Origin of the sequence: Lascolabacillus massiliensis, assembly GCF_001282625.1 — a bacterium.
Lineage (GTDB): Bacteria > Bacteroidota > Bacteroidia > Bacteroidales > Dysgonomonadaceae > Proteiniphilum > Proteiniphilum massiliensis.
In genome coordinates, this window is the sequence record NZ_CTEJ01000002.1 from 53,979 (window position 1) to 80,684 (window position 26,706).

Genomic DNA, 26,706 nt, shown 5'->3' on the forward strand with positions numbered 1-26,706 from the left:
TACTAAAATAAAATCATAGATATTAATTCACCTCAATCAATATTGGAGGTGGTAATCTAAATTCTTCATTATCATAAATTACGGCCGACCTGGTTAATGATTGAGTTTCTCTGACATCCTTTTGTTTAAACTCTTCAAAGGAGTATGTTTCACCGGCAAGTTCTTTAATTCTCATAACAATTTGCTCTCTGCCTTGTGCATTTATATATCGTATATTATTATTCATCAGACTTACCGGTTCAGATCTCCAGACACCTTTAGAATAATAAAACCCTCCTTCATATACTCCAACATAAGAATAGTCTGGATCATTTATAAGATGACTCCATAAAATATCTTCCACACGATCTGTAAGATCTACATTTTCAAAAAATCCCCATTGTTGCCATTTAAGCAAATCCTCCTTTTCAGATTGAGGTATTGTTGAATTATTTTCAGTATACTCATCTGCAAGCTGCCCAAATCCATGTCCTCCAATCTCATGCTGTACTACTCCCCTGAAATCATTAGGATAATTGAAATTTGATACAGGTACAACAGATATCGACATACCATTAGAATATGACCAGTTTGTACCCCCATATCTTGTACTGTTAGCAATGACAGCAATCTGTGTCTCTGAGAGGTCAGAACTTAGTGGCACTTTTTGTGCATATTCAAAAACAGATGTATGATCGATACTCATTCTTGTTGATGTGGCACTCTCAAATTTTGCTGAGAACTTCGTTTTCCTGGTTCTTTGAATATCACTTATTCCACTCTCCTCAGAATATGCATAAACAATATAAACATCGAAATAATTTCTGTATGTTCTATATGGCTCAATATCAAAGAAGTGATCAATTGCTTCAAGCAGATTGTCTTCGAACTTTCCTGAAATAATATCAGCAACAGTATAACCATCGCCCAGAAACACTATATCTATACCATCACCTGCCGTAGAACTTTGTATTTTTACATATTCACCATCACTTAATTGGTAATTAATCTGATTAATCCTTAGTGTATCTGCGTAGTTTCTGTTATTAAGTTTGAAAATCACATCACCAGATCGATTTAGAGATGTACCAGTAAACAATGAAACATCCACAACTAATTCAACTGAGTCAGAACCTGTTGCGGAGCCTGACAAGAGAGACGTTGTAACCCATTGGGGAGAGGATACTATTGTCCATGAACTGCTGGCAGTTAGTTTAACTTGGTAACTACCCCCATTGAGTGAAGTTTCAATTATATTTCTAGAAAGTGATATCCAGTTCTCAACGACTTGTATATTTATAATTTTGCTAACATTTCCATCATGGCTTGATACCGTTATAGTTGCTTCCCCAACATTTTTTGCATTTAACAACCCATTATTATCGATGGTCACAATATTATCGTTACTGGATTTCCAGTTGAGACTTTTATTAGATGCATTTGAAGGAATTATCATAGCATTAAGCGTTAAAGTATCCCCTTCTGCTACAATAATGTTATTCGTATTTATAGATATATCTGTAACCCTAAAAAACTTCTCATCTTTTTCGCAAGAAATTACTAAAACAAGAAACAAAATTAGGACAGACAAAAATAATAGCTGTAATTTCATATGCCAAAATTCTTATTTACGACACCTATATCTCAATAACACAAAAAAAAGCTTTAAGGTTTGATTAATAAAAATATGAAATCTATAAATAAAAATAATTCAAGAGATATTTTTACTTGCTGTTTATTGAAGGTATGTTAAGACTCGAGGCTTATAAAGGCAAGTCTGCATTCTCAAATAACTGTTATTTTCTTCAGTTACAAAAGATGTTTATAAGGAAGTGGTAAGAGCAAGGTAAGAGCAAGGTAAGAGCAAGGTAAGAATTAATTGTATCCCAAAAAGTATTCTAATAAACAATAATTCCTAATATTGTGTTTAAACTATAAATATAGTTCTTTCACTTAAAAATAAATTCTGTTTATGAAATACACAATTTTACTGATTTCTTTATTTGTTGCAAACTTCACCTATAGTAGCACATCCGATGTAATACAGAATGATACTACAATTACAAATCTTAATTATGACAAACTTCTTGCCGAAAAATTAGGAGGTGATGATTATGGTATGAAAATATTTTATCTTGTAATTCTAAAAACAGGAACTAATAATACAACAGATGAGACTATTATTAATGAAAGTTTCGGTACCAAAAGGATCAAATATGTAGAAGAGAATATAGCTGCTGCAAATATTACACTTAGTCAGGAAAATATTGATCTTTTGGAATCAATTATTCCTTTGGGAACAGATACTGGTGACAGGTATGCTAATATGAGTGGTGTTAATTTATAATATTAAAATATTTCAGTTATTGTAATTTGTTCTTTGTAGTACTCTTATTATAAATCATTTAATGCAGATGTTCCTTTAAGAAACTTATCACTTTCGCTCTAATAAAATCAGCATCGAACATAGGTCCAAAATGTGGTGCCCCTTCAACAATGATTAGTTCGTTGGGAATATCATTAATTGTTAACCATGATCTAAGTACCTGTGAATGTTTAACATCTACCAGATTGTCTTTTTCACCATGAATAATAAGAAATGGAGGATCGTTTTTATCAACATATGTGTTTGGACTAGCAAACTTTGCCAGGTCTGGACGCTCAACAGTAGTCGCTCCAATTAAAATTGCTTCAGGTGATTTTTCATCATTACCTCCTGGAAAAAGGATTAATTCCGTGGGACCATAAAAATCTACTACAGCATTTATATTGAAATTTCTGTTTGTTCTTTCTGAAAAGAAATCATCTATATTGTTATTTTTTGATAGTCCAACCATACATGCTAAATGACCTCCTGCAGAAAAGCCCATCACCGCAAACTTGTCATTGTCTATTCCATATTTATCTGCATTATCATAAATATATGAAATAGCCTTGTTGCAATCTTGAATCTGCGCTGGAAACAGAGCTTCTGTACTGAATCTGTAATCAATGGAGACTAACGCAAATCCATTTTCCACTACCTCTTTAACTGTCTCTTTCATATAGTTCATGTCGGCATATTTATCATTGCTTAACCAACCTCCACCATGAATGAAAAATAGTACAGGGACTTTTTCTTTTGCGTTGGCAGGAAGATAAATATCTAGCAGATGTTTTTCGTGAGAATTGTCATTATAGGATATATTGCCATATAAAACTGTACCTTCAGGAAATAAGCTTATTACAGGATTAGATTGTGAATAGACAGTGACTGCGAATAAAATGCAGACCATTATAATTGCGTTTTTCTTCATTTGATTTTTTATTTGGAGTGTAACAAATTACTTTACACACAAATATATAAAATAAGCAAGAATTATATTGTAATTTTGAACTTTAAAATGAGTCCATATGAATAATTCAGAGCTACTTAACCTGCGTCTTTATAATCATCTGCTACTAACTCATAATCTGAAAGAGCCGGTTGATATAGTAAAACATATGTGTGCCATGCAATCACAAGCATGGGATATAGCGAAATGTGTTATTGGTGTACGATTGCCCGGTAGTAATAATAATAGTGTAATTGAAGCATATTGCAAATCCGTTAAAAAAGTGATAAACTAAACAGTTTACTATACAAAATAATATTATAAATTTATGATTAAAATTCCACAGTTTTATGATTTTAAAAATTGATAAAGATATTGAACTGAGACAGTTAAAATTTTCTGATGCCAAAGATATCTTTGAGACTATCGATTCGCAAAGGAACTATCTTGGCAAATGGTTACCTTTTGTTGAATCAACAAAGAGTATAACTGACTCTGAAATGTATGTTAACTCAGTAATTAATGCTGATGCAGATCACTTTGAATATGTTTTTACTATAAGGTATTGTGGTCATTTTGCAGGTATTATAGGATTCAAAGATACAGACAAAGTTAATAGGAAAACAGAAATTGGATACTGGCTATCTGAAGAGTATCAGAAAAAGGGCATAATGACAAAATCGGTTGATATTTTATGCAATTTTGCATTTAAAGCGCTTAATATAAATAAAATACAAATAAAGTGTGCCGTAGGAAACATACCAAGTAGTAATATTCCTAAAAGGCTAAACTTTATTTTAGAAGGTATTGAAAGGGACGGTGAATTGCTATCGGGGAGTCATTTTGTTGATTTAGAAATATATAGTAAATTAAAGTCGGACTGCAGACGAAGAACAAATAAGAATTAGAGTGTCTCATATATATTTATCAGTTACCTTTGCAGATAAATTAAACGGTGCATTTATAAAGATGGAAAATAAGGATTTAATTCGTATAAATAAATATTTTAGTGAAATTGGTTACTGTTCGCGAAGGGAAGCTGACAAACTGATTGAACAGAGACGTGTTACTATAAATGGCACTGTTGCTGAGATGGGGAGCAAGGTTTCTTATAATGATGAAGTTAGACTTAACGGGAAACTTATATCACCTAAGGTAGATGTTGATGGAAAGAAAAAAAAGCATGTTTACTTATTACTTAACAAACCACGAGGAATTGTATGCACTACAGATATAAGGAGGGAGAAAAATAACATTATTGATTTCATTAACTATCCAGAAAGAATATTTCCAATTGGACGACTGGATAAAGATAGTCAGGGATTGATCTTACTTACTAGTGATGGTGATATCGTTAATAAAATACTTCGTGCAGGAAATAATCACGAAAAAGAGTATCTGGTAAAAGTGAAGCATCCAATAACTAAAACATTTATTCAAAAAATGGGCAATGGTGTTCCAATTCTTGGAACATTGACAAAAAAATGTTTGGTGGAGCAAATAGACAGGTTTACATTCAGAATAATCCTAACTCAAGGTCTTAACAGACAAATACGACGTATGTGTGAATATCTGGGAAATGAGGTGGTTGAACTGGAAAGATACAGGATAATGAATATTAACCTTGATGTTCCAATCGGAAAATGGAGACATTTAACTGATAAAGAACTCAATGGTATTTTTAAAATGGTTAGACATTCTTCAAAGACAACAGTGATTTAATTTTCAATATATCTTTTAATCATATGGCTTACATTGATTATTATAAAATATTGGGGGTTGACAAGAATGCATCTGCAGATGAAATAAAAAAGGCTTATCGCAAACTGGCGAGAAGGCTACACCCTGATCTGAACCCTAATGATAAAGAAGCACACAGAAAATTTCAGGAGCTGAATGAAGCAAATGAAGTACTTAGTGATCCCGATAAACGTGCTAAGTATGATAAATATGGAGAAAACTGGAAACATGGAGAGGAGTTCGAGAAAGCCAGGGAACAATATCAACAACAGTGGGGAAACAATCAGCAATGGAGTAATCAGGGAGGTCAGACATTTTATACAGAAGGCGATTTCTCTGATGATGACTTCTCAGATTTTTTTCATTCGATGTTTGGATATGGTTTTACAAATCGCACTAGAACTTCTGGCAGACGAAACAGATATAAGGGAGCTGACTATCAGGCTGAATTGAGACTGACTCTCCGGGAAGCAATGAATACACATCAGCAAACCTTAACTATTAATGGTAAAAATGTGCGAATAACCATTCCTGCCGGAGTATCGGATGGACAGAAAATTAAACTTAAAGGATATGGACAGGAAGGTATTGGAGGTGGGCCAAACGGCGATCTTTATATAACATTCATAATTGAGGATGATACTCGGTTCAAACGACTTGGTGATGACATTTATACTGATGTTACAGTTGACTTATATACTGTCGTTTTGGGTGGTGATGTAACAGTGAATACTCTTGACGGACAGGTTAAAATGCAGATTAAACCTGGTACACAACCGGGTTCAAAATTAAGACTTAAAGGCAAGGGTTTCCCAGTATATAAAAGGGATAACAGTTTTGGTGATTTATATGTTACTCTAAGGGTACAAATACCGGAACATCTTACAGATGAAGAGAAAAAGCTATTTACCCAATTATCAAAAATCAGAAGATCATGAGTGAGAAAAGATTACGATATAGTGAATGCCTGAAAATATACGATGTGGAGGATTCATTTATAGACTCATTACACAATATGGGCTTGATTCATGTAGTGGTTCATGAAGATGAACGTTTTATAGAATACGATGAATTAACTGATCTGGAGCAATTCATTCGTTGGTATTATGATATGGACATCAATGTGGAGGGTATAGATGCTCTGCAGAACATGCTTAGCAAGGTAAAACAGCTTCAGACAGAAATAGAACAGCTAAAATATGAGTTATCCTTTTATAAGTCACTTTTATAGCCTCAGTCATTAAAAGTAAACCTGATGCCTACTCTTAAATTAAAACTAAAAGGTCGGTCTTTATATATTGTTTTTAATTCACTACTGTTCTTGAAGTAATAATCTATTCCTGGTTCAGCATATAAACCCAGATAATCAGATACTCTGTATTCTATTCCTACAGCAGAGTTAACTGACCATTGCAACTCTTTTTCCGTGATTCTTTCTGAAGTGGTTGACTCAAGCTGATTGTCTATATAATAGTTTGAGACAAGTCTGCCACAAACGTTCTTTTGCATATGTGCACCTGCAGTAAAGTAACCAAGAAAGTTGTTATTTTGCCAGAAGTTGTATGCTATGTTTAAGGGCACACCAATATAGTGCAACTTCTGATTATCATCATAATAATAATTTTCACCCTGGGATCGCAATTTAGACGACAACAATGAGTATGTTATACCACTCGTAATATTCCATTTGTCATTTATATTATATCTTAGAGTTAAACCTAAAGTGATTGGTTGCTCATGTTTTATATCGGTGTATGCACCTTCACGCGAATACTCTGAAAGGAATGCATACTGCTGATTAACTGTCTCTTTAAGAGCAAATGTACCATATCCGGGGAATGTTTCTGATGATCCGGAAGAAGTATTTGAGATGGAAACATTTGTTTGCCATCTGGATCTTTTTAAGTTGTCTATGTTGCTTGATGAAGCTATCAGTAATTCGTTCCAATCTTCAAGATTTTCTTTACTTATATCATTTACTACCTGTTCTTCTATAACAACGGGTTCATCAACTCTTTCAGTTACTATATCTTCGTTATATAATGTAATACCATTATTTATCTCAGTTTCGGAAGATTTATTTTCAGAAGTTGTTAATATATTACTTGAAGTAACTTTTGGTTTAATATTATTTTTAGCGAGTATAATATCAGGTACCTCTTTATTTAAATCTAACTCACTTTTATCTGCAAATTCTATATCTATGTTGTTTTCTTTTAAAATGGGTTCATGTATAGTATTGTCTTGTTTAATATTCAGTAGATAAAACAGAACAACTACTGCTGCTGCGGCGATTGCACTTATACTGATACTCCGTAATCTATGCAATTTCCTATTTTGTATATTAATTACTTTTCCAGAAATATAGTTTTCGGAAATATCCTCCTCTCCCAACATTATATCGGAATCAATTTGTCGCTCCAATTCTTCCCACAAACCATCGGGTGCAGTCTCTTCGTAAGAATTTATACGATTGCGGAGTTTATTTTGCCAAATATCGCTCATTATTCTCTTTATTTAACCTATACTTCTCTATCTCTTTAACTAACAACCTCTTGGCTCTATGAAACTGTGAGGCGGAACTATTCTCTGCAATATTCAACATTGATGCTATCTCTTTATGACTTTTCTCTTCAAACACATACAGGTTAAAGACTGTACGATAACCGACAGGAAGTGAACTAATCATCTCAAGAATTGCAGTTGTTGGAATATCTTCAAAATCCGGTTCAATGTTATCATTATCATCAGGTATATCCCAGTCATTCAAACTCATCAGCTGCATTTTATCGTTTTCCCTGATAAATTTTAGAGACTCATTCACGACGATACGTGCTGACCAGGCTTTTAGAGATCCTATACCTCTGTACTTAAAGTTATGTATTGCTCTGAATATTTTAAGAAAACTCTCCTGTAATACATCTTTAATATCCTCTTTATCTGATATGTAACGAGCGCATACAGCTGTTAGATAGCCGGAATAGGTATCATAGAACATCTTCATAGCAACTTTGTCACCATGCACAATTTGCTGAATTAGCTCACGCTCTCTGCTTTCGTCTTTTCTCATTTAAAGATTAGGTCTGGACATTACCATTTTAATTTTACTTTTTTGTTTAAAAGGTTGTACCTTTTTGCAAAGGTACAACCTTACACTTTTAAATGAAATATTGAAAAGAAAGCATTGTATTAATATTTGCGTGAGTGATTAATTCAAGGGGATCACATTTCTTTGTTCTGCAATAGCATTTGTACCCGGAGTTGCAGTACGTGTTTTATAATCAAATTCCACTGATTTGGTAACGCCATTAAATGCATTCCAAATTAATTTTAATTTAACTGTCTCACCTTCTGTGTCTGGCAGATCATCGAGTTTAAATGCAACTAAACCATCTCCCATTCTACCGCCAACATCACCTTTTGCATCATGCCTGAACTCCACCTCGTAAGGGTTTTCAGGGTTGTTAGTAGGAATGAGGTTTACGTGATGGGTTACACCCATATTGCTCCATAATGTTCTGAAGCGAAGAGTAAGATATCCATCTTCGGCAATAGTTACCCAGTCACGTACTATTTCAACGGGATCATTTCCATACTTTTCATCGTTTTGATCTCCTAAATTTGGTGCCATTGGTTTTGTTCTTATACTATCAATCCAGTTTACGTGTACAGCTTTATCAAAATCACCACTTGGAACATCAACTTCTTTATAATTTACTAATGCTCTCACTTCCTTTCCTCCGTATGGATGGGTATTTATATTTACCGGAAGTAGTGTTGTTTGATCATCCAATTGGAAGAAGAGTTTATCATCAGCAGTCTCTTTAACTGTTACCAGGGCATTGGGATATCTTAGACTCATGTCATAATCATCATCATCAAGACATGAAGGTAAAATAATCATGCTCATAACAAAAAGTGATGCTAAAAGAAATTTGGTTGTTTTCATAAAATTGTAGTTTTTAAAAGTTACTAGTAATATGTTTCTTATTTTATCTCATTTAACGTTACTAATCTATTTCTTGAATTTCTAAAGAACTTAAGATATTATCATAATATCAATAATTATTACAACCCTTTATTAATTCGTTGCTGACTCTTAAATAGAGATGTGGTGATAATCTTGCATGTAAAAAAGTTAAAGAATTATAAACAAAATAAGCTACCAACCTGTTGAAACAGGAAACTATTACAAATACAATAAAAAATCAATTATGCGAAGAAAGTTTTACTGCTCATTAATTATATATGTTATTGCAATTTTTAATTTAAAAGCACAAAATGTACCTTTTGAAAGTTGGGCTGCCGGAATTAACGCCGGATTATATGGTATAGGAATTCAAGGAGCAACTTCTCTCTCCCCTAACTTTAAAATTAGAATTGGATATGATTATTTCAAATTTATTAACAATGATACAAAGGAGTTTGATGTTAATGTAGAGTATAGTGGCTATAAAGGAAGTACTCAGGCAGAACTGACGGAAACAGATATAGTTTTCCCTAACTTAAAAACTTTAGTTGATTATTACCCTGTCGATTATGGCATTTTCTGTATTACAGCTGGTTTTTATATTGGTGAAAACAGAGCTTCAACAAATGGTTTAGTCAAAGACTACAGAGTGCTGGCTGAGTTTTTGGGAGAAAACCCAGTGCTTATTTATGAGGATATTATTATAACGCCTTATAGTGATGGACGCTTTGAAGGTAGACTTAAAGTAGGAAATTTGTTTAAACCATATTTGGGAATTGGATTGGGAAGAACAATTCCTCGTAATAAGGTGGGATTTAAATTTGAATTAGGATTAGTGTATCAAGGAAAGTATTCATTAACAAGTCCTAATATAGATAATCTGGATGATGACTGGTTAAATAGATTTTCTGAAGATATAAACCTGAACATTTCTGAGGAGATTTTAAACTGGTGGCCAATGGTTAATCTTTCATTGACATACAGAATAAGGTAAATAATTTATTGGAACCTTTAAATCCTCAGAAATGTTTGAAATTACAAAAGTCTGTAAAGTTGATTAATATTTTAAATTTTTGAATAGAATCCTACTTTCACGAGCTTCGTTTAGGCGAGTGATAATACTTTCTCTACTTAGTTTGTTAAAATCGGATGTATCTCTTCCCAGAAAAAGAGCCAGCAATTCTCGTAATTCATTATCAGAGAATTGCTGCATTATATTCTCAAAAGGTTCTTTAGAGCCAATCTCAAAACGAACAAAGGCCAGTCTGGCTTTTGCTGTATAATATTCAGGTGATATACTCAACAACTCTTCAAGATAAATAGCTGCTTGTTTATATTTTTCCTGAACAATACATATATTTGCGAGTTTGTCAAGAATTTCCTCAACTCCCTCATTCCTCCCATAAAGCAATGCTGCTTTGATATATGATGCCTCAGCAGCAACAAAGTCCTCCCTAATAAAAGCCAGTTCTCCTTCAAACATATGATACTCCGGAGTATCTTTTTTATCGTCAGGTATTTGAGAAATAAGGGATTTAGCCGATTCAATATCACCCTTGTGTAGATAAACTATGGCACGTCTTATTAATATACCTTCACTACCCATCTGCTCCTCTTTAATATCTAAAATATTCATCATTTCATCATATTGTTTTGATAAAGCTTTTAAACACAGTAATGAATCATATATTGAATCATCTTCGGGATTCATAGCAAGGCATTTTCTAAATAATGCAGTGGATTCATCGACATTATCATTTAAATGTAGTGCAAATGCTTTCAATTTCAATGTTGTTACATCATCTTCCTTAATAGTTAATGCAAAGTCATAGGCATCTATCGACTTATCATATTGCATATTAATTGTGTACAGTTTACCTAAATTAAGCCAGGCATCAAATGAATAGGGATTTAAATCTAACAATTTGTTGTTGTACTCAATTGCTTTATCGAAATCACCCTTCATTTCGTATGAATAAGCAAGATCAGCAATAACTTCAATATTAGAGTTGTTAATTTTTAATCCCTCTTCGAGATAGGTAATAGCACTATCAAACTTATCAACATCGTTATGAAAAAATCCAACTTCAGTAACAAAATAGTAATAATCCTCTTCAGTAAGATCTTTGTTTATAATATTATTTATAAGATTATCAGCTTCATCAAAAAGTGAAAGATGAAGGTATGCTTCTATTTTGATTAATGGAACATCCAGATCATTATCGTCGGACATATGTCTAATAAAACTAAGTGCTGCTTTAAATTTACCCGAACGGACAAGCTGTTTTGCCTTCAAAATCATAAGTTCTGAGCTTCCGGGGTGCATTGTGAGACCTTCTTCAATAATTGATTCTGCCTCAGCATTATTAGCTTCTGAATTATAGAATTCTGCAAGCAATGCAAACTCATCGGCATCGAAATAAACTTTCTTGCCGAGAGCTCGCATATTTTCATACTTTTGTTTTAGCGATGTTATATCTAAATCGTTTTTATCCATTACTTAAAAAAACACATTAATTACTCTTTTTCCATGAATCTCTTAGTGCCACAGTACGGTTAAAAACCAGATTATCAGGGGTTGATTCAATATCAACATTAAAGTAACCAATACGTTGAAATTGGAAACTATCGCCTGGTTTGGCATCTTTAAGAAACTCTTCAACCTTACAATTTTTCTTGATAATAAGTGAGTCAGGATTCAATAATTCTTTAAAATCCTTATCTTTTTCTCCTGCCGGATCTTCAACTAAAAACAAACGATCATATAGTCTTACTTCCGCATCCATGGCATGGGGTACTGAAATCCAGTGAATTGTACCTTTAACCCTTCTATTAGCTTCAGGCATTCCACTTTTTGTATCAGGATCGTATTCAGCATACACTTCAATTACGTTACCCTCCTCATCCTTTTTACATCCAGTACACTTTACTATATATGCACTTTTTAGTCTTACTTCGCTACCTGGAGTTAGTCTGAAGTACTTCTTAGGTGCATCTTCCATAAAATCCTCACGTTCAATCCATAGCTCACGTGAGAATTTTAGGTTTCTACTACCCATACTTTCATCTTCGGGATTATTGATAGTACTCATCTCTTCAACCTTTCCCTCTGGGTAATTGGTGATTATTAGTTTGATTGGATCAATAACCCCTGAAACACGAGTTACATGAGCATTCAGGTCCTCCCTAACAGCAAATTCCAAAAGTGAAATATCATTTATTCCATCATATTTTGTGTACCCTATCGAATCAATAAAATTACGTATAGCCCGGGGAGTATAACCACGGCGACGCATACCGGCTATTGTGGGCATTCGTGGATCATCCCATCCTGAAACTATCTTCTCTTGCACAAGTTGTAGTAGTTTCCTCTTACTCATCATCGTGTAGGTAAGGTTCAGTCGATTAAATTCAATCTGACGTGGACGATAGTCAGTATCAGCCAGTTGATCAAGAAACCAATCATATAGTGGTCTGTGAACTTCGAACTCCAGCGTACAAAGTGAATGAGTTACCCCTTCAAAGTAATCCGATTGCCCATGTGCAAAGTCATACATTGGATAAGCCTTCCAGGTAGTTCCAGTACGGTGATGCGGTATATGGATTACACGATAAATGATTGGATCACGGAAGTGCATGTTTGAGGAAGACATATCAATCTTCGCGCGTAAAACCATCTTACCTTCAGGGATTTCACCACTGTTCATTTTATTAAACAGTTCAAGAGACTCCTCAATTGGACGATCGCGAAAAGGGCTATTAGTACCTGGTATGGTAGGTGTACCTTTCTGAATTGCAATCTCTTCGGCAGTTTGCTCATCCACATACGCTTTTCCCTCTTTTATCAATTTTACAGCAAAATCCCACAATTGTTGAAAATAATCTGAAGCATAATATACATTCTCCCAGTGAAAACCTAACCATTTGATGTCCTCCATTATGGAGTCGACATACTCAACATCCTCTTTTACAGGATTAGTATCATCAAATCTTAAATTACAAATACCTCCATAATTTTCAGCAATACCAAAATCCAGACAAATTGCTTTGGCATGGCCTATATGCAAATACCCATTTGGCTCAGGCGGAAAACGGGTTTGAATTCTACCATCGTTTTTCCCCTCTTTCAAATCATTCTCTACAATCTGTTCAATAAAATTGAGACTTTTCCTGTTTTCCTCCATCACTGTAATTTATTATTTTTCTTTATATCAACTATATTTGAGTATATATATATATATATATATAAGAATACTGATATTTTTATAGCTTTTAATTTTCTATTTTGTATACTAAGTTTTTATTGAAAATAATTGAGTATACATCCATAGTATTTACACCTAATCATATAAGAACTCTTGCATACGGTGCTACATCATGGTTTGCAAATTCATTATCCAGATATTTGTAATATCCTGATATAGCCACCATAGCAGCATTGTCAGTAGTATATGCAAATTTAGGAATATGAATCCTCCAACCATACTTAAAACTATATTCTTCGAAAGCAGAGCGTAGGCTGGAATTGGCCGATACACCGCCGGCAACTGCAACCTCTTTAATTCCTAAATCTTCTGAAGCTTTAAGAAGCTTATCCATCAGAATATCAACAATTGTTTTCTGTAGTGATGCACACAGGTCGTTTTTATTCTTCTCAATAAAGTCACTATCCTGCTTAAGTTCATCTCTTAAAAAATATAAAAAAGAGGTCTTTAGCCCACTAAAACTATAATCATAGCCTTCTAATCGGGGTTTACTAAATATATATTTATCAGAGTTACCCATTTTGGCTAGTCTGTCAACTACAGGTCCTCCGGGATAACCCAATCCCATAACCTTAGCACACTTATCAAATGCTTCTCCGGCAGCATCGTCAATAGTTTTTCCAATAATTTCCATATTATCATAATTCTTCACTAAGATTATTTGTGAATTACCGCCAGATACTAAAAGACATAAAAAAGGAAATGCAGGTTGGTTTAAATCATCTTTATCCTCTTTGATGAAATGAGCTAAAACATGGGCCTGCAGATGATTAACCTCTATCATTGGTATATTTAGTGCAGAAGAGAAACCTTTTGCAAAGGATGTACCAACCAGTAGAGATCCAAGTAAACCAGGTCCCCTCGTAAAAGCAACTGCAGAAATTTCTTCTTTTAAAACCCCAGCTTGCTTTAAAGCATCATGCACAACAGGAATTATATTTTGTTGATGAGCTCGAGAAGCAAGTTCAGGAACAACTCCTCCATAACGTTCATGTACAGCCTGACCGGCAATTACGTTAGATAGTATGACTCCATCACGAATTACTGCAGCTGATGTATCATCACATGAAGATTCTATACCTAATATTGTAATCATTATTTTACAAACGTTTATATTCCTATTTTCAGTCTTATTAGTGGCCTTTTATAATATTCTTTATTATTTTATACAGACTTTTTATAATATCAACATCTTTTCTGTTTATCAAACTTATCGTAAAAGAGTGAAAATAATATTGTACAAAGATAATATAAAAAAGAATTCTTTTTAAATAGAGTGGACTTCACAGTTAAATCTAATAGTATTAACAATCTCTTCTGTAGAAACTACATTAAACTATCTCTTTCGATTCTATAAGCAATTGTCGAGTAACATGTGCAATATTATAAATTAGTGCAGCTCTTTTATTTTCATGTTTCATCTGCATTTTTTCAAGTTCCTCATCCCAATAAGCTGTTGAAGTTATTAAACCATTAAGCTGCGAAATATCTGCATCACCTTTCATAAGATCGACAACAAACTGAAGGATATAACTCACAGATTCGCAGAAGGTTTGCTCCTCAACCGTTAATTTTTCAGTATATTTATGAACTCCAAAAGCTGAAATATACGAGAGTAAAGCATGATTTAGATTTGTAAGATTAAATGCACTTTCCTGAAACACACGTGTCTTACGTGGTTCAAGCCGCATACCTTTCCAGGCAGCTGTTAGTGAATTGTCTGCATTATAAGCTGTGCGCCTGTTGTGAAGATAATCCTCCTCAGAAACGGACCCTTTATATATACTCTCGAAGTAGCGCTTATTTTTATAAACAGCGTTATACATTAGCTTAGGCAACTGTTTATACTGCCAGTCTGGCCATACAAACCTAACCACAAGATAGGCTATTATTCCTCCTATTAGTGTATCTGTAATCCTTGGCAACATAACTATAAGACCCTGACTGTCATTTAGATTAAATGATGCCAGCACATATATTGTAATAAATGCAGCTGCAACTACATAATTCTTTTTTAACCAATAGAAGAATAGATAAATTGATGTTATAAGTAGTAAAATCTGACCTGAAATCGTAGGCAATAACTGAGATAAAGTAGCTCCCATTATTACTCCAATCAGGGTGCCAAAGACACGTTTAAAAAGTCGCATCCTGGTTGCACTATAAGTTTGCTGAAAAACTATCAGTGATGTAAGCAAAATCCACGCACCTTTATCGATATGTAACAATTGAATTATTAGGTAACCCAATAACCAACTAATTGTTAGCCGCAAAGCTGATTTAAAACGTGGATGCTCTGGATTAATTAGAGCTGATAAGTTATTTCTCTCAGGTTTTCGACTATTAAAAACAGTTACATCAATCTGAGCAATTATGGTCGCCTCCTCTCTCAGGTTTCTCTCCAGTCCTGATAAATTGCGATATAGTAGAGAAAGTGTAAGGTAATGCGGCTCACCCTTTTCCTCTTCCAGCATCTTTTGTACTGCATTTAGTGTCCATTGCAGAGAAAGAGGATGTTTATAATCCTGTCCGGTTAAAAGTGAATCAGCATAAATATGCATCGCTCTTGCAAGTTCTCTCATCAATTGCCCATATCCTTCTATAAGCTCTATATTTTTAACCTCACGACTAAGTAAATCATATTGTTCATGACTAGAAATTGCTCTTTCCTGCATCTCTTGCAGCAGAAACCATTTTTTATAGTATTCATTGACCACAGAGCGGCAATCTTCTCCACTCTCCTGAGAATAACTATAAAGATTATTCTTACAACTCTCGATTTGCTGAGCTAAATCAATGTTTTTTTGTGCAAGCTGATTTCTAATAGGTGTCTGTGATTGCGGATCACTTGGGAACAAGCTCGCTTTTAAGTCGATATATTCTCCAAGATAATGAAACCCTCTTGCAAGCTGCTCTTTAAGTAAACGATAAGGCTTTTGGTACAAAAGAAGTATCGAAACAACTGAATAAGCAAATGCACCAATTGTATAAAGTATGGGTTGATAGATCCAAATTTCAGTAGTATCAGCCCCTAACATCGTGTAAACAAAAATAAGAAGAGTCCCAAAGGTAACTCCTTGCATTCTGGAATTTAAGCCTCCTGCAATAGTCAATGAAAAAGCTGAGCACAGGATTATCAAGCTGAAATATACAGGAGTCTCAAAAAACAATTCAACAAAACTACTTGTTATAAAAAACAATATTAGTGAAATAGATGCTGATTTTAATCTTCCCCTGGGATGAACATCTGTTTCACCAAGTGCCATAGCAACAACTCCTAAAGCTAGGGTAGTTGCAATAAAAGAATCCTGAAAAATGAGTATAGAAGGAACTAACAGAGCAGCAATTGAAATGCTAACTTTCAGAGCCCACAGATGATTCGGACTTTTCCAGAAAATATTAATCCAAACTTCAATGATACTATTCTTTATTTCTTTTATGAGGCTCATCATAAAAAGTTGTCGATATTCGATTAAATTGTAATAGTCGTTATAATGTAAGTAATATTTAAGAAATATGAATTATTCACATTAAACTTAGACATTTGAATTGTTAATATTTATAGTATGTCAAAATTATTATCAATTCAGCTATTGAACAATGAATTATAATGTTACGTCGAATCTGATTTTACCTAGCAAGGCCTCAGGATGGTCTCTGTATGTAAATCTGTGAACATATTCTATACGTACTAATCCAAGAATATTTGTAACACCGATTGCTCCCTCAATATAAGGCACAGAGCCATACTCGAATGATCTCTCAGGAAAATCATATAAAGCACCACTAGTAGGCCTATTTCTATCATTAAGTTTACCATATGATGCACGAACTGTCATTAATTCTTTCATACTAAACTTATCTAATATTGGTACCTTTGATAATAACAGGTCATCTCCCACAAAAGTAAACCTCATTGTATATTGCTCATCAGCAACAAATTCCAGAGCTCGATTCAAAAAGAACGCATTATTCTCAATATGATGCCTTATTCTTTGGTTTGGATAAACCAAAAGAGGAAAAGGTACGCTATTCCACACTTTCATTACTTCACCCACAGCATCAACTCTACCTGCAGAACCCATTTGAAAACGTTTTTGTATTGAGAGCTCAGAGCGATGATAATTATGAGTTTTGTTAAATTGCTCATATGTTCCTACCGAGTGAGAAAGAAAGAAAACAGGACTCTCCATCTCTATTGGCCTCCTTCTCCTTTTCTGCTGTTCGTATGCTTCTCTTGCTGAATATCTGAAATGGACTCCTGCCTCTAAAGTATTAAGTTGATTATCTATACTTCTTAGTTCACCATTAGGTGAAGTTATATCACTTGTTAACTGCTCGAATCTTAAATTTCCTTGAGGAACTAGTCTTGATTTTCTAATATTGAATGTATGCGATATTCCATTTTTATATTCTCTCTCATAATAAATCTCACCAAAATTGCGATAAGTAGCTTCATTCTCAGATCTTCTAAATGTAATTAAAAGCATGTTATTAGGTGAGAGAGGATGCATTTCACCGGGAGAATATATATCATTTTCATATACCAGAGATACTTTATTCTTTGGGAACTCATTTTCGTGATAGGCTTTCTTATCAAAAGAATATGATAATTCACCTCTGTATTTCCATTTATGATCCTTTAACCCGTATGCAATATAACTATTTATAAAAATGTTAGGGCTTAGTCTTCCATTAGATGCAATACCCATCCTCAGACGTAATCCTTCTATAGGGTTATATGTAGGCAATGTTTGTATACGTCCAAAATCAAACTTATATGACTCTGGATTACCAAGTGGAATCCAGTCATCCTTCACAAAATTTGCCAAACTGTTAATAGTATTAGCTATTTTATTTGACCTATCATTTAAACTATCTTGAAGATTCTTAGATAATAACTCAAAATTGTCTGGTTCCAGAAAAACTAAAAAATCAGAATTCAATTGATTAACAAGTTCAATATACTGAAGTTTATATTTTTGTCTGGCAATAACAAGTGTACTCTCTTTTAATGAAATGGGAGCCTCGAAAGAGAACTCCCCTACATTATCAGAAATTGTACCATTTGGTGTATTATGAATATAAATAGCTGCGTATGGTACTGGTGTCTTATATTTAGCATCCAACACCTTGCCTTTTATCATAATATTCTGACCATAAACCGAATAGCTCAAAACACAAGTCAAAACATACACTAATATTCTTATTTTTGGCATACTGATTCTATTTCAGTTTTTTAATTCATTACAATTTTCTGTATCTTACCCTCTTAGGCTCTGAATTACCTAATCTCATTTTCTTGTTTTCCTCATACTCACTGTAAGTTCCTTCGAAGAAGAATACTTCTGAGTTACCTTCGAATGCAAGTATATGAGTACATATTCTATCAAGAAACCATCTGTCGTGAGAAATTACAACTGCACAACCTGCAAAATTCTCGAGTCCTTCTTCCAATGCACGCAAAGTATTCACATCAATATCATTTGTAGGTTCGTCAAGCAACAAAACGTTAGCACCAGCTTTAAGTGTAAGTGCCAGATGCAGCCTATTTCTTTCACCTCCTGAAAGAACACCACAAAGTTTTTCCTGATCTGCTCCGGAGAAGTTAAAACGAGCCAAATATGCTCTTGAATTTATATCTCTTCCTCCTACTCTCACGAAATCAGATCCACCAGATACTACTTGATAAACAGTCTTATTTGGATCAATAGCCTCATGAGCTTGATCTACGTAGGCAGTAACAACAGTCTCTCCCACCTCGAATTTACCTGCATCAGGCTTTTCCATACCCTGAATTAAGCGGAAAAGTGTAGTTTTACCTGCACCGTTAGGACCGATAACTCCTACAATACCGTTAGGAGGTAACATAAAGTTAAGATTATCAAATAATAGCTTATCACCAAATGCTTTAGATACACCATGAGCTTCTATAACTTTATTACCCAATCGCGGTCCGTTCGGAATAAAAATCTCTAGCTTTTCTTCACGTTCCTTCTGATCTTGATTAAGCATCTGTTCATAAGAATTAATACGTGCTTTACCCTTCGCATGACGTGCTTTTGGAGCCAGATTAATCCACTCAAGTTCTCGCTCTAATGTTTTCCTTCGTTTACTGGCCTGTTTTTCCTCCTGCTCCATTCTTTTTGTTTTCTGTTCAAGCCATGAGGTGTAATTACCTTTCCAGGGAATACCTTCACCTCTATCTAATTCCAGGATCCACCCAGCCACATGATCGAGAAAATAGCGGTCGTGTGTTATACAGATAACTGTACCTCTATACTGTTGTAAGTGCTGTTCGAGCCAGTCGATTGACTCAGCATCCAAATGGTTTGTAGGCTCATCGAGTAGCAATACATCAGGTTCCTGAAGTAATAGGCGACAAAGAGCTACACGGCGACGTTCTCCACCGGAAAGTTCACTTATAGACTGATCTTCGGGTGGACAACGTAAAGCATCCATTGCACGCTCCAGTCGGTTGTCAATATTCCATGCATCACAAGCATCAAGTTTATCTTGTAGTTCAGCCTGGCGAGCAAACAGCCCATTCATCTTTTCTTCATCCTCGTAATATTCCGGTAAACCAAACTTCAGATTTATATCCTCATACTCTGTAAGTAAATCCATAACTGGTTTCACTCCTTCGCGAACTACATCTATTACTGTTTTGTCAGGATCAAGTTTAGGATCTTGCTCAAGATAGCCTACAGTAAAGCTTTTATCAGAAACTACATCACCCTGATATTCCTTTTCAATACCAGCTATAATCTTTAAAAGTGTTGATTTACCTGATCCATTTAAACCAATTATACCAATTTTGGCACCATAGTAAAACGAAAGGTAAATATCCTTAAGTACTTGCTTGTGTGGCGGAAATGTTTTACTCACCCCCACCATCGAAAAAATAATCTTTTTATCGTCAGCCATATATGAATTTAAATATTTGTTCTAGTGAAATTTGATTGTATAAAATTGGAGTACAAAGATAATTAAATTTAGTGATTCGTCAGGAAGTTAATACATTTACATAAGCTATACATAAACAAGAAAGACTATAATTTCAAGAACACTAAGTGAAATATTCTGTCTATAACAATCAAATATTTAATCCCATAATAATATTAAGTTTCTCAACCTAGATTAAGATAAAACTCAGTGCACTTTACACTTTATAAATTTGAAAAGACAAATGTTAGTTTCTAAATGAGACTTATGTTTAAGTTTAAGAATCGAAAAAGTGGTAGTAATAGCTATATGATTTTCAACAAAAATGAATACTATTTGTTTATATTTTGCATATATCAATATTTTAATTTAATAAATTCAAAAAAAATGGAATTCAGACGAATTGTAAACCTGGATATGAGAGAAATGGATGAAGTAGCTCTTGAAAAATCCTGGGAATGGCTTAATGACCCTGAAATAAAGAGACTTACAATAACACCCGATTTCTCTAAGGATGAACAAAAAAAATGGTTTGAAAGTATTAAGAATCGAAAAGACTACTGGATTACTGTAGGTTGGCATAATGGAGAGCCAATAGTTATAGGCGGTCTTAAAAATATTGGGGAGAAAGACGCAGAGATATTTGGTTATATAGGTAATAAAGAATATTGGGGAAAAGGAGTTGCTGTAGATGTTATGAATATGATTCACGAATATGCAAGAACTTTAGGACTTGAATCCATATACTCCAAGATGTTAAAAGAGAACCGAAACTCTATAAGGTTACATAATCGATTTGGTTATAAATATGAAAAAGATATTGAAGGAGAAAGTATAATGATGAGGTTAGCACTATAATTTTCAGATTTTTGATATAAAATATTTTATTCAAAAGAAAAGAAATTGTATTTTTGTAACTCGATTAGATTTTAGGGTTTAAAATAGAACACTTTTAACAAATAAATTCAATAAAGTATGATTAAAGTAGGTATTAACGGATTCGGTCGCATCGGACGCTTAGTTTTCCGTGCTTCTCAAGAAAGAAATGATATCCAGGTAGTGGGTATAAACGATTTACTAGATGTGGATTACATTGCATATATGTTAAAGTATGACACAATTCATGGTAAATTTAACGGAACTATCGATGTTAAAGACGGTAAACTTATTGTAAACGGTAACGAAATCCGTGTAACTTCAGAAAGAAACCCAGCCGATCTTAAGTGGGATGCTATTGGTGCTGAGTATGTTGTTGAATCTACAGGTCTTTTCCTATCAAAAGATAAAGCTCAGGCTCATATCGATGCAGGAGCAAAATATGTTGTAATGTCAGGTCCTTCAAAAGACGACACTCGTATGTTTGTAGTTGGTGTAAACCACAAAACTTACACTAAAGGTGAACAGTTTGTATCTAACGCATCATGTACTACTAACTGTCTTGCTCCAATCGCAAAAGTTTTACACGATAAATTCGGTATTGTTGAAGCATTAATGACAACAGTACACTCAACAACTGCAACTCAGAAAACAGTTGATGGTCCTTCAGCAAAAGACTGGAGAGGTGGTCGCGCTGCTTCTGGCAACATTATTCCTTCTTCTACAGGTGCTGCAAAAGCTGTAGGTAAAGTTATACCAGAACTAAATGGCAAACTTACAGGTATGTCACTTCGCGTTCCTACTCTTAACGTTTCTGTTGTAGACCTTACAGCTCGTCTTGAAAAAGAGACTACTTATGAAGAAATTTGCGCTGCAATGAAAGAAGCTTCAGAAGGGGAATTGAAAGGTGTTCTTGGTTATACTAGTGATGCAGTTGTTTCAAGCGACTTCATTGGTAATCCTCACACTTCAATCTTTGATGAAAAAGGTGGTATTCAGTTGAGTCCTAACTTCGTTAAGGTACTTTCATGGTATGATAACGAATGGGCTTTCTCAGTAAAACTGCTTGATCTTATCGCGCATATGAATTCTGTTAACGCATAAGTATAACAAGATTATATAAATTAAAAACTCCCTCTTACGAGGGAGTTTTTTTGTAATCTATTCAGGTGATTTACCTTAGAAATGAAGAAGCCGGTCAAGCAATGACCGGCTTCTTCATTTCTAAATACTTGTAATCTATGCCGGGTGAATTGACTCGGTGGGACAAACATCAGCGCAAGCGCCACAATCTGTGCATACTTCTGCGTCGATTACATAAATATCGCCTTCAGAGATTGCATCTACGGGGCATTCATCGATACATGTTCCACAAGCAATACAAGTGTCGTCTATTACGTAAGCCATAATAAATAAAAAGTTTAGTTATTAAAATAATTTATATTCTGCAAAGTTACTGTTTTTATTTAATCAGAGAAATGTTTATGATTTATTTTATGTTATTTGTAACTGGTCTCAATAACTACAATTGAATATTAAGTTTATCTGTTAGAATAAAGTATCCATATAAAAAATACAATATCTTTTAGTCTAAATCGTTTAAACACTATGAATACTAAAATTGCAACCATTTTATTGTTACTGTCACTTTCTTTAAGTGTCAATGCACAGTACCGAAAACTTCAAAATCTACCTTATACAGACAGGAGAATTTTTCATCTTGGTTTCACTATTGGCTTGAATGCTCAGGATCTGATACTGACACATTCAGGTAACATTAATGATAATGGAGAAATGTGGTTTGCTGAGATTCCTAAATACTCGCCAGGATTTGCTGTTGGGTTAATAGGTGATATTTATATAAGTAATTACCTTAACTTTAGGATATTACCAACTTTACATTTAGGTGATAAACTATTCATATTTAAAGAGCAGATTTCAGGTAAAGAGTTCAGTACTAGAATTAGAAACAACTATATTTCAATTCCGGCTCAGATTAAAATATCAGCACGAAGAACTGATAATTTCCGTCCTTATTTGCTTATAGGTGGATATAGCAATATAGAATTGTCACGTAATAAAGGTCTTGCTATTTTACTGAAACAAAATGATTTTGGAATTGAAATTGGCACGGGTTGTGATCTATATTTACCCATGTTCAAACTTGCACCGGAATTAAAATTTAGCTTCGGATTAATAGATATTCTGGATAAAGAGAGGAGTGATCTAAAGGATCAAGAACTGCTTAAGTATGCTAATGCAATTTCTATGGCCAAAAGCAGAATGATAACACTTTGTTTAAATTTTGAATAAATTATTTCCAGATTATAGAATTAAATAATTTCTTTCCAGTATAAAATTTCAACAATATACTTCTTTTATATTGGGTGGCTATACTCTTTTGTGTGGTTTTCTTAAGGTTATCTATTCTTTTTTGCTTATATGAATTAAATATATTAAAGAAATCTCTATAAGCTTCAATAATGGCATATGCGTTTTTAAATTCTCCTTTAAATATAAGATGAAAATATGCAAGTATATCAAAAACAAATCTTACTAAAAAAGTACCAGGCAGGGATCTATTAGGTAAATTCTTATACAACATCAGCAAATTGTTACGAAAATTGAGATACATTTTTTTAGGATTATCCTTACTCAAAGAGGCTCCTCCAACATGATATACAACAGATGAAGGAATACACATTACTTTTCTCCCTCTTGCATTTAATCGCCAGCAAAGATCAATTTCTTCCATATGCGCAAAGAAACTACCATCCAATCCGCCCATTTCAAAATAATCTTTTAATCTTATACACAAACATGCTCCGGTAGCCCAAAAAACAGGTATCTCATTGTCATACTGCCCTTTATCATTCTCTACTTTATCTAGGATTCTTCCTCTGCAAAAAGGATATCCATATCTATCTATAAATCCTCCTGAAGCACCTGCATATTCAAATTTATATTTTTCTTTATATGAAAGAATCTTTGGCTGAACAGCTGCTACCTCCGGATGATTATCCATATAGGTTATTAAATTTTGCAGCCACCCTTCAGTTGTTTCAACATCAGAATTCAGAAGAACAACATATTCAGAGTTTACCTGATGTAATGTTTTATTATAACCTTCTGCAAATCCATAATTTTTATCAAGCGTTACAAGTTGGATTTCCGGATAATTTTCTTTCATAAACCTGACTGAATCGTCGGTAGACCCATTATCTGAAACAATTACCTTACTTATATCACTTTGAGTATGTTTAATGACTATAGGAAGGAATTGCTCAAGAAGCCTTTTCCCATTCCAGTTTAATATTACTACAGATGCCTTAACATTATGATTCAAATTCATATACTTCTGACAATAGTTTTTCCTCTGGTTCTTTTTTAAATTTCCACCTATTATGTGACCAAAGATAATATGCCGGATCTTTTTTTATTGTTTCCTCCAGTTTGTTCATATATCGCTCCATTATCTCATATTCAGGCTCATTTGAAGCATCTGGAGTAATAACATAAAACTTACCAATATAGTGACCTCTTTTAACTTTGGTAATATCAAGATAAACAATCGAAAAGCCAAGTAGTTTAGCAATTTTTTCCATACCAGTTTGTACAACTGTATCCTGATTCATAAACCTAGTCCAGTAATGACCAGTGCTTTTTGGAGGGCGCTGATCTGAAAGAAAACCTACTACCACTGTTTCCCCCTTATTCTTTGATTCAATAAGCTTTCTGTATACACTACGCATCTCAATCGGAATAGCCTTAAAGCTGCTTCTTAGCCTTACAAACAAGTGGTCAAATGCTTTAGAGTGAAGTTCTTTATAAACCAATCCCTGTTTTATTCCAGGTGTTAGATAATTTACAATTGATGTAACCCATTCCCAGTTGCAGTAATGTCCCAGACTAAGAATACATGAGTTACCGCTTGCAGTAAGACGGTTAATCATATCAGGATTTTCAAACTTCATCCTTTTCCGTATCTCTTCATCCGAGATATGAAGTGTTTTAATGGTCTCTACAAAATAGTCACATAGATGATGGTAAAATTCTTTTTCAATACTAATGATTCTCTTCTCAGTTTCAAAGGAAAAAGAATTTTTAATATTCCTTCTCACCAACTTTCTACGATATCTTATAATGTAATAGATAAAAAAGTATAAAATATCTGATAACAAATAAAGAACAGAAAATGGCAGAAGGGCATGTAGATATGCCACTGCATACAGCAGTGAATAACCTATACTTTTTTTATTTCGCTCACCGTCGTCCATTAAAAAATTGCTTTCATTGCCATTTCGTCCTCATCATACTCTCCCACTTCAACTTCAATAACCCTGTTTATATTAGCTGGATCGTAATTAGAGTAAAGTTTAATATAGTTTTCTGTAAATCCGTGCATACTTTTTCCATATTTTGTATGTTCGAAAAGAACTTTCTTTCTGGTACCTTTCATCGACTCCATAAAACACCTATGTTTTTCATCTGAAATATCCAGTAATGCTTTACTACGAGCATGTTTTGTTTTCGGATCCACTGCAAAATCTATATTAAGAGCCTGAGTACCTGGGCGCTCAGAGTAAGTAAAGACATGAAGTTTAGATATATCAAGTGATTTTATAAAGTTCTTACTCTCATCGAAGCAGTTATCAGTTTCTCCTCTAACACCTACAATTACATCTACCCCAATAAATGCATCAGGCAGAATAGTTTTAATTTTCTCAATTTTATGACGAAATAAAGCAGTATCGTATTTTCTCTTCATTAGCGATAAAACAGCATCACTACCCGCCTGCAAAGGCATATGAAAATGAGGTGCAAATCTTTTTGATTCTGCAACAAAATCTATAATCTCATCTGTCAGCAAATTAGGTTCAATAGAAGATATTCTATAGCGTTCAATACCTTCAACATTATCAAGTTCCTTTAAAAGATCAATAAAACTCTCTTTTGTAGTGTGACCAAAATCACCAATATTTACTCCTGTTAATACGATCTCTTTACCACCCTCCTGAACTACCTGTTCAGCCTGCTTAACCAAATCAGCAATTGATCCGTTTCTGCTCCTGCCCCTGGCAAAAGGTATAGTACAAAATGAACAAAAATAATCACACCCATCCTGGACCTTTAAGAAATATCGTGTTCGGTCGTCAGCCGAAACAGAATGCACAAAAGATCTTATTCTGTGAGTTTTAGAAGTTACAACCTCTCCCTTATCCTTCTTTCTCAGGTCATCGAGATACTTAACCACGTCGAGCTTTTGTTCAGCCCCTAATACTAAATCTACTCCTTCTATCTCAGCAATATCATCTGGTTTCAACTGAGCATAGCATCCTGTAACCACAACAAAAGCATTTGGATTCTCATGAATTGCTTTTCTGATTGCCTGACGTCCTTTTTTATCTGCCAGTTCAGTTACAGAACAAGTATTAATTACACAAATATCAGCCTTTTGGCCTTTTCGTACACGAGTAATTCCTGCATTGTACAATTGCCTGCCAATTGCCGAGGTTTCGGCAAAATTCAACTTACATCCAAGTGTATAGTAGGCAGCGGTTTTATTTTGAAATATAGAATGATCGATCATAATCGGCAAAATTACAATTTTTGTCTC

Annotated in this window: 25 protein-coding genes; 10 read left to right on the forward strand and 15 right to left on the reverse strand. The window is 34.0% G+C overall.

The annotated features are described in order from the left end of the window. Positions 1–22: 22 nt before the first annotated feature. Positions 23–1,591: a M64 family metallopeptidase gene (locus BN1354_RS04950; RefSeq protein ID WP_082331542.1), complete on the reverse strand. Its 1,569-nt coding sequence runs from the start codon at positions 1,589–1,591 to the stop codon at positions 23–25. 360 nt (positions 1,592–1,951) lie between these two features. On the opposite strand from BN1354_RS04950, the gene BN1354_RS04955 reads away from it, so the two are divergent. Beyond that, positions 1,952–2,326: a hypothetical protein gene (locus BN1354_RS04955; protein WP_053826434.1), complete on the forward strand. Its 375-nt coding sequence runs from the start codon at positions 1,952–1,954 to the stop codon at positions 2,324–2,326. Positions 2,327–2,384: 58 nt separating this feature from the next. Here the strand turns inward: BN1354_RS04955 and BN1354_RS04960 are convergent, their stop codons facing one another. Further along, positions 2,385–3,275 (reverse strand): alpha/beta hydrolase, encoded by an 891-nt coding sequence (locus tag BN1354_RS04960; RefSeq protein WP_045089456.1) that lies wholly within the window; start codon positions 3,273–3,275, stop codon positions 2,385–2,387. Between the two features lie 97 nt (positions 3,276–3,372). Between BN1354_RS04960 and BN1354_RS04965 the strand changes: the two genes are divergently transcribed. From BN1354_RS04965 to BN1354_RS04985, 5 genes are all read left to right on the forward strand, one after another. Next, positions 3,373–3,588: a hypothetical protein gene (locus tag BN1354_RS04965; RefSeq protein ID WP_053826435.1), complete on the forward strand. Its 216-nt coding sequence runs from the start codon at positions 3,373–3,375 to the stop codon at positions 3,586–3,588. Positions 3,589–3,643: 55 nt separating this feature from the next. Then, complete coding sequence (locus BN1354_RS04970; protein WP_053826436.1) at positions 3,644–4,201, forward strand: GNAT family N-acetyltransferase; 558 nt, start codon at positions 3,644–3,646, stop codon at positions 4,199–4,201. Positions 4,202–4,262: 61 nt separating this feature from the next. Further along, positions 4,263–5,015, forward strand: a complete 753-nt coding sequence (gene rluF / locus BN1354_RS04975) for a 23S rRNA pseudouridine(2604) synthase RluF (protein ID WP_045090863.1) — start codon at positions 4,263–4,265, stop codon at positions 5,013–5,015. A 23-nt stretch (positions 5,016–5,038) separates the two neighbouring features. Further along, positions 5,039–5,971 carry a DnaJ C-terminal domain-containing protein gene (locus BN1354_RS04980; RefSeq protein ID WP_045089453.1) on the forward strand — a complete coding sequence of 311 codons (933 nt, stop codon included), beginning with the start codon at positions 5,039–5,041 and terminating at the stop codon, positions 5,969–5,971. Then, a complete protein-coding gene (locus BN1354_RS04985; protein ID WP_052673126.1) occupies positions 5,968–6,264 on the forward strand; it encodes a chaperone modulator CbpM in 297 nt (98 codons plus the stop codon). Before BN1354_RS04980 ends, BN1354_RS04985 begins: the two co-directional genes overlap by 4 nt. A 2-nt stretch (positions 6,265–6,266) precedes the next feature. On the opposite strand, the gene BN1354_RS04990 is transcribed toward BN1354_RS04985, so the two are convergent. The 3 genes from BN1354_RS04990 to BN1354_RS05000 all read right to left on the reverse strand — a co-directional run bounded on the left by BN1354_RS04990 (position 6,267) and on the right by BN1354_RS05000 (position 8,982). Beyond that, entirely contained in the window at positions 6,267–7,538 is a 1,272-nt protein-coding gene (locus tag BN1354_RS04990) for an outer membrane beta-barrel protein (protein ID WP_053826437.1), read from the reverse strand. Then, positions 7,516–8,103 (reverse strand): RNA polymerase sigma factor, encoded by a 588-nt coding sequence (locus BN1354_RS04995; protein WP_045089451.1) that lies wholly within the window; start codon positions 8,101–8,103, stop codon positions 7,516–7,518. The genes BN1354_RS04990 and BN1354_RS04995 overlap by 23 nt, the downstream gene beginning before the upstream one ends. Positions 8,104–8,241: 138 nt before the next feature. Then, positions 8,242–8,982: a NigD1/NigD2 family lipoprotein gene (locus tag BN1354_RS05000; RefSeq protein ID WP_053826438.1), complete on the reverse strand. Its 741-nt coding sequence runs from the start codon at positions 8,980–8,982 to the stop codon at positions 8,242–8,244. 265 nt (positions 8,983–9,247) lie between these two features. On the opposite strand from BN1354_RS05000, the gene BN1354_RS05005 reads away from it, so the two are divergent. Then, a complete protein-coding gene (locus BN1354_RS05005) occupies positions 9,248–9,997 on the forward strand; it encodes a hypothetical protein (RefSeq protein WP_045089449.1) in 750 nt (249 codons plus the stop codon). Positions 9,998–10,060: 63 nt separating this feature from the next. Here BN1354_RS05005 and BN1354_RS05010 read toward each other — a convergent pair whose 3' ends face one another. The 6 genes from BN1354_RS05010 to ettA all read right to left on the reverse strand — a co-directional run bounded on the left by BN1354_RS05010 (position 10,061) and on the right by ettA (position 20,195). Next, positions 10,061–11,500 carry a tetratricopeptide repeat protein gene (locus BN1354_RS05010; protein WP_045089448.1) on the reverse strand — a complete coding sequence of 480 codons (1,440 nt, stop codon included), beginning with the start codon at positions 11,498–11,500 and terminating at the stop codon, positions 10,061–10,063. Positions 11,501–11,516: 16 nt separating this feature from the next. After that, positions 11,517–13,187: a glutamine--tRNA ligase/YqeY domain fusion protein gene (locus BN1354_RS05015; RefSeq protein WP_045089447.1), complete on the reverse strand. Its 1,671-nt coding sequence runs from the start codon at positions 13,185–13,187 to the stop codon at positions 11,517–11,519. 160 nt (positions 13,188–13,347) lie between these two features. Further along, positions 13,348–14,364 carry a tRNA (adenosine(37)-N6)-threonylcarbamoyltransferase complex transferase subunit TsaD gene (tsaD, locus tag BN1354_RS05020; RefSeq protein ID WP_045089446.1) on the reverse strand — a complete coding sequence of 339 codons (1,017 nt, stop codon included), beginning with the start codon at positions 14,362–14,364 and terminating at the stop codon, positions 13,348–13,350. Positions 14,365–14,599: 235 nt separating this feature from the next. Continuing rightward, positions 14,600–16,720 (reverse strand): FUSC family membrane protein, encoded by a 2,121-nt coding sequence (locus tag BN1354_RS05025; RefSeq protein ID WP_053826439.1) that lies wholly within the window; start codon positions 16,718–16,720, stop codon positions 14,600–14,602. Between the two features lie 153 nt (positions 16,721–16,873). After that, entirely contained in the window at positions 16,874–18,487 is a 1,614-nt protein-coding gene (locus tag BN1354_RS05030) for a DUF5686 family protein (RefSeq protein WP_045089444.1), read from the reverse strand. 28 nt (positions 18,488–18,515) lie between these two features. Continuing rightward, a complete protein-coding gene (gene ettA, locus BN1354_RS05035; RefSeq protein WP_053826440.1) occupies positions 18,516–20,195 on the reverse strand; it encodes an energy-dependent translational throttle protein EttA in 1,680 nt (559 codons plus the stop codon). 405 nt (positions 20,196–20,600) lie between these two features. Between ettA and BN1354_RS05040 the strand changes: the two genes are divergently transcribed. Together BN1354_RS05040 and gap are read left to right on the forward strand one after the other, a co-directional pair. Continuing rightward, complete coding sequence (locus BN1354_RS05040) at positions 20,601–21,071, forward strand: GNAT family N-acetyltransferase (RefSeq protein ID WP_197271998.1); 471 nt, start codon at positions 20,601–20,603, stop codon at positions 21,069–21,071. A gap of 117 nt (positions 21,072–21,188) precedes the next feature. Continuing rightward, complete coding sequence (gene gap, locus BN1354_RS05045) at positions 21,189–22,193, forward strand: type I glyceraldehyde-3-phosphate dehydrogenase (RefSeq protein WP_045089442.1); 1,005 nt, start codon at positions 21,189–21,191, stop codon at positions 22,191–22,193. Positions 22,194–22,328: 135 nt separating this feature from the next. Here gap and BN1354_RS11820 read toward each other — a convergent pair whose 3' ends face one another. Further along, positions 22,329–22,496: a DUF362 domain-containing protein gene (locus BN1354_RS11820; RefSeq protein WP_074010733.1), complete on the reverse strand. Its 168-nt coding sequence runs from the start codon at positions 22,494–22,496 to the stop codon at positions 22,329–22,331. Positions 22,497–22,697: 201 nt separating this feature from the next. On the opposite strand from BN1354_RS11820, the gene porT reads away from it, so the two are divergent. Next, positions 22,698–23,402 (forward strand): type IX secretion/gliding motility protein PorT/SprT, encoded by a 705-nt coding sequence (gene porT / locus BN1354_RS05050; protein WP_053826442.1) that lies wholly within the window; start codon positions 22,698–22,700, stop codon positions 23,400–23,402. A 1-nt stretch (position 23,403) separates the two neighbouring features. Here porT and BN1354_RS05055 read toward each other — a convergent pair whose 3' ends face one another. From BN1354_RS05055 to mtaB, 3 genes are read right to left on the reverse strand one after another with little or no spacing between them, the layout of a single operon-like run. Next, positions 23,404–24,441 (reverse strand): glycosyltransferase family 2 protein, encoded by a 1,038-nt coding sequence (locus BN1354_RS05055; protein WP_053826443.1) that lies wholly within the window; start codon positions 24,439–24,441, stop codon positions 23,404–23,406. Beyond that, entirely contained in the window at positions 24,425–25,366 is a 942-nt protein-coding gene (locus BN1354_RS05060; protein WP_053826444.1) for a lysophospholipid acyltransferase family protein, read from the reverse strand. Before BN1354_RS05060 ends, BN1354_RS05055 begins: the two co-directional genes overlap by 17 nt. After that, positions 25,366–26,679 (reverse strand): tRNA (N(6)-L-threonylcarbamoyladenosine(37)-C(2))-methylthiotransferase MtaB, encoded by a 1,314-nt coding sequence (gene mtaB, locus BN1354_RS05065; RefSeq protein WP_053826445.1) that lies wholly within the window; start codon positions 26,677–26,679, stop codon positions 25,366–25,368. Before mtaB ends, BN1354_RS05060 begins: the two co-directional genes overlap by 1 nt. Between the last annotated feature and the right edge of the window lie 27 nt (positions 26,680–26,706).

Coding starts and splice junctions, on each gene's coding strand:
- BN1354_RS04950 (WP_082331542.1), bottom strand. CDS start 1,591: ATGAAATTACAGCTATTATTTTTGTCTGTCCTAATTTTGTTTCTTGTT.
- BN1354_RS04955 (WP_053826434.1), top strand. CDS start 1,952: ATGAAATACACAATTTTACTGATTTCTTTATTTGTTGCAAACTTCACC.
- BN1354_RS04960 (WP_045089456.1), bottom strand. CDS start 3,275: ATGAAGAAAAACGCAATTATAATGGTCTGCATTTTATTCGCAGTCACT.
- BN1354_RS04965 (WP_053826435.1), top strand. CDS start 3,373: ATGAATAATTCAGAGCTACTTAACCTGCGTCTTTATAATCATCTGCTA.
- BN1354_RS04970 (WP_053826436.1), top strand. CDS start 3,644: ATGATTTTAAAAATTGATAAAGATATTGAACTGAGACAGTTAAAATTT.
- rluF (WP_045090863.1), top strand. CDS start 4,263: ATGGAAAATAAGGATTTAATTCGTATAAATAAATATTTTAGTGAAATT.
- BN1354_RS04980 (WP_045089453.1), top strand. CDS start 5,039: ATGGCTTACATTGATTATTATAAAATATTGGGGGTTGACAAGAATGCA.
- BN1354_RS04985 (WP_052673126.1), top strand. CDS start 5,968: ATGAGTGAGAAAAGATTACGATATAGTGAATGCCTGAAAATATACGAT.
- BN1354_RS04990 (WP_053826437.1), bottom strand. CDS start 7,538: ATGAGCGATATTTGGCAAAATAAACTCCGCAATCGTATAAATTCTTAC.
- BN1354_RS04995 (WP_045089451.1), bottom strand. CDS start 8,103: ATGAGAAAAGACGAAAGCAGAGAGCGTGAGCTAATTCAGCAAATTGTG.
- BN1354_RS05000 (WP_053826438.1), bottom strand. CDS start 8,982: ATGAAAACAACCAAATTTCTTTTAGCATCACTTTTTGTTATGAGCATG.
- BN1354_RS05005 (WP_045089449.1), top strand. CDS start 9,248: ATGCGAAGAAAGTTTTACTGCTCATTAATTATATATGTTATTGCAATT.
- BN1354_RS05010 (WP_045089448.1), bottom strand. CDS start 11,500: ATGGATAAAAACGATTTAGATATAACATCGCTAAAACAAAAGTATGAA.
- BN1354_RS05015 (WP_045089447.1), bottom strand. CDS start 13,187: ATGGAGGAAAACAGGAAAAGTCTCAATTTTATTGAACAGATTGTAGAG.
- tsaD (WP_045089446.1), bottom strand. CDS start 14,364: ATGATTACAATATTAGGTATAGAATCTTCATGTGATGATACATCAGCT.
- BN1354_RS05025 (WP_053826439.1), bottom strand. CDS start 16,720: ATGATGAGCCTCATAAAAGAAATAAAGAATAGTATCATTGAAGTTTGG.
- BN1354_RS05030 (WP_045089444.1), bottom strand. CDS start 18,487: ATGCCAAAAATAAGAATATTAGTGTATGTTTTGACTTGTGTTTTGAGC.
- ettA (WP_053826440.1), bottom strand. CDS start 20,195: ATGGCTGACGATAAAAAGATTATTTTTTCGATGGTGGGGGTGAGTAAA.
- BN1354_RS05040 (WP_197271998.1), top strand. CDS start 20,601: ATGGAATTCAGACGAATTGTAAACCTGGATATGAGAGAAATGGATGAA.
- gap (WP_045089442.1), top strand. CDS start 21,189: ATGATTAAAGTAGGTATTAACGGATTCGGTCGCATCGGACGCTTAGTT.
- BN1354_RS11820 (WP_074010733.1), bottom strand. CDS start 22,496: ATGGCTTACGTAATAGACGACACTTGTATTGCTTGTGGAACATGTATC.
- porT (WP_053826442.1), top strand. CDS start 22,698: ATGAATACTAAAATTGCAACCATTTTATTGTTACTGTCACTTTCTTTA.
- BN1354_RS05055 (WP_053826443.1), bottom strand. CDS start 24,441: ATGAATTTGAATCATAATGTTAAGGCATCTGTAGTAATATTAAACTGG.
- BN1354_RS05060 (WP_053826444.1), bottom strand. CDS start 25,366: ATGGACGACGGTGAGCGAAATAAAAAAAGTATAGGTTATTCACTGCTG.
- mtaB (WP_053826445.1), bottom strand. CDS start 26,679: ATGATCGATCATTCTATATTTCAAAATAAAACCGCTGCCTACTATACA.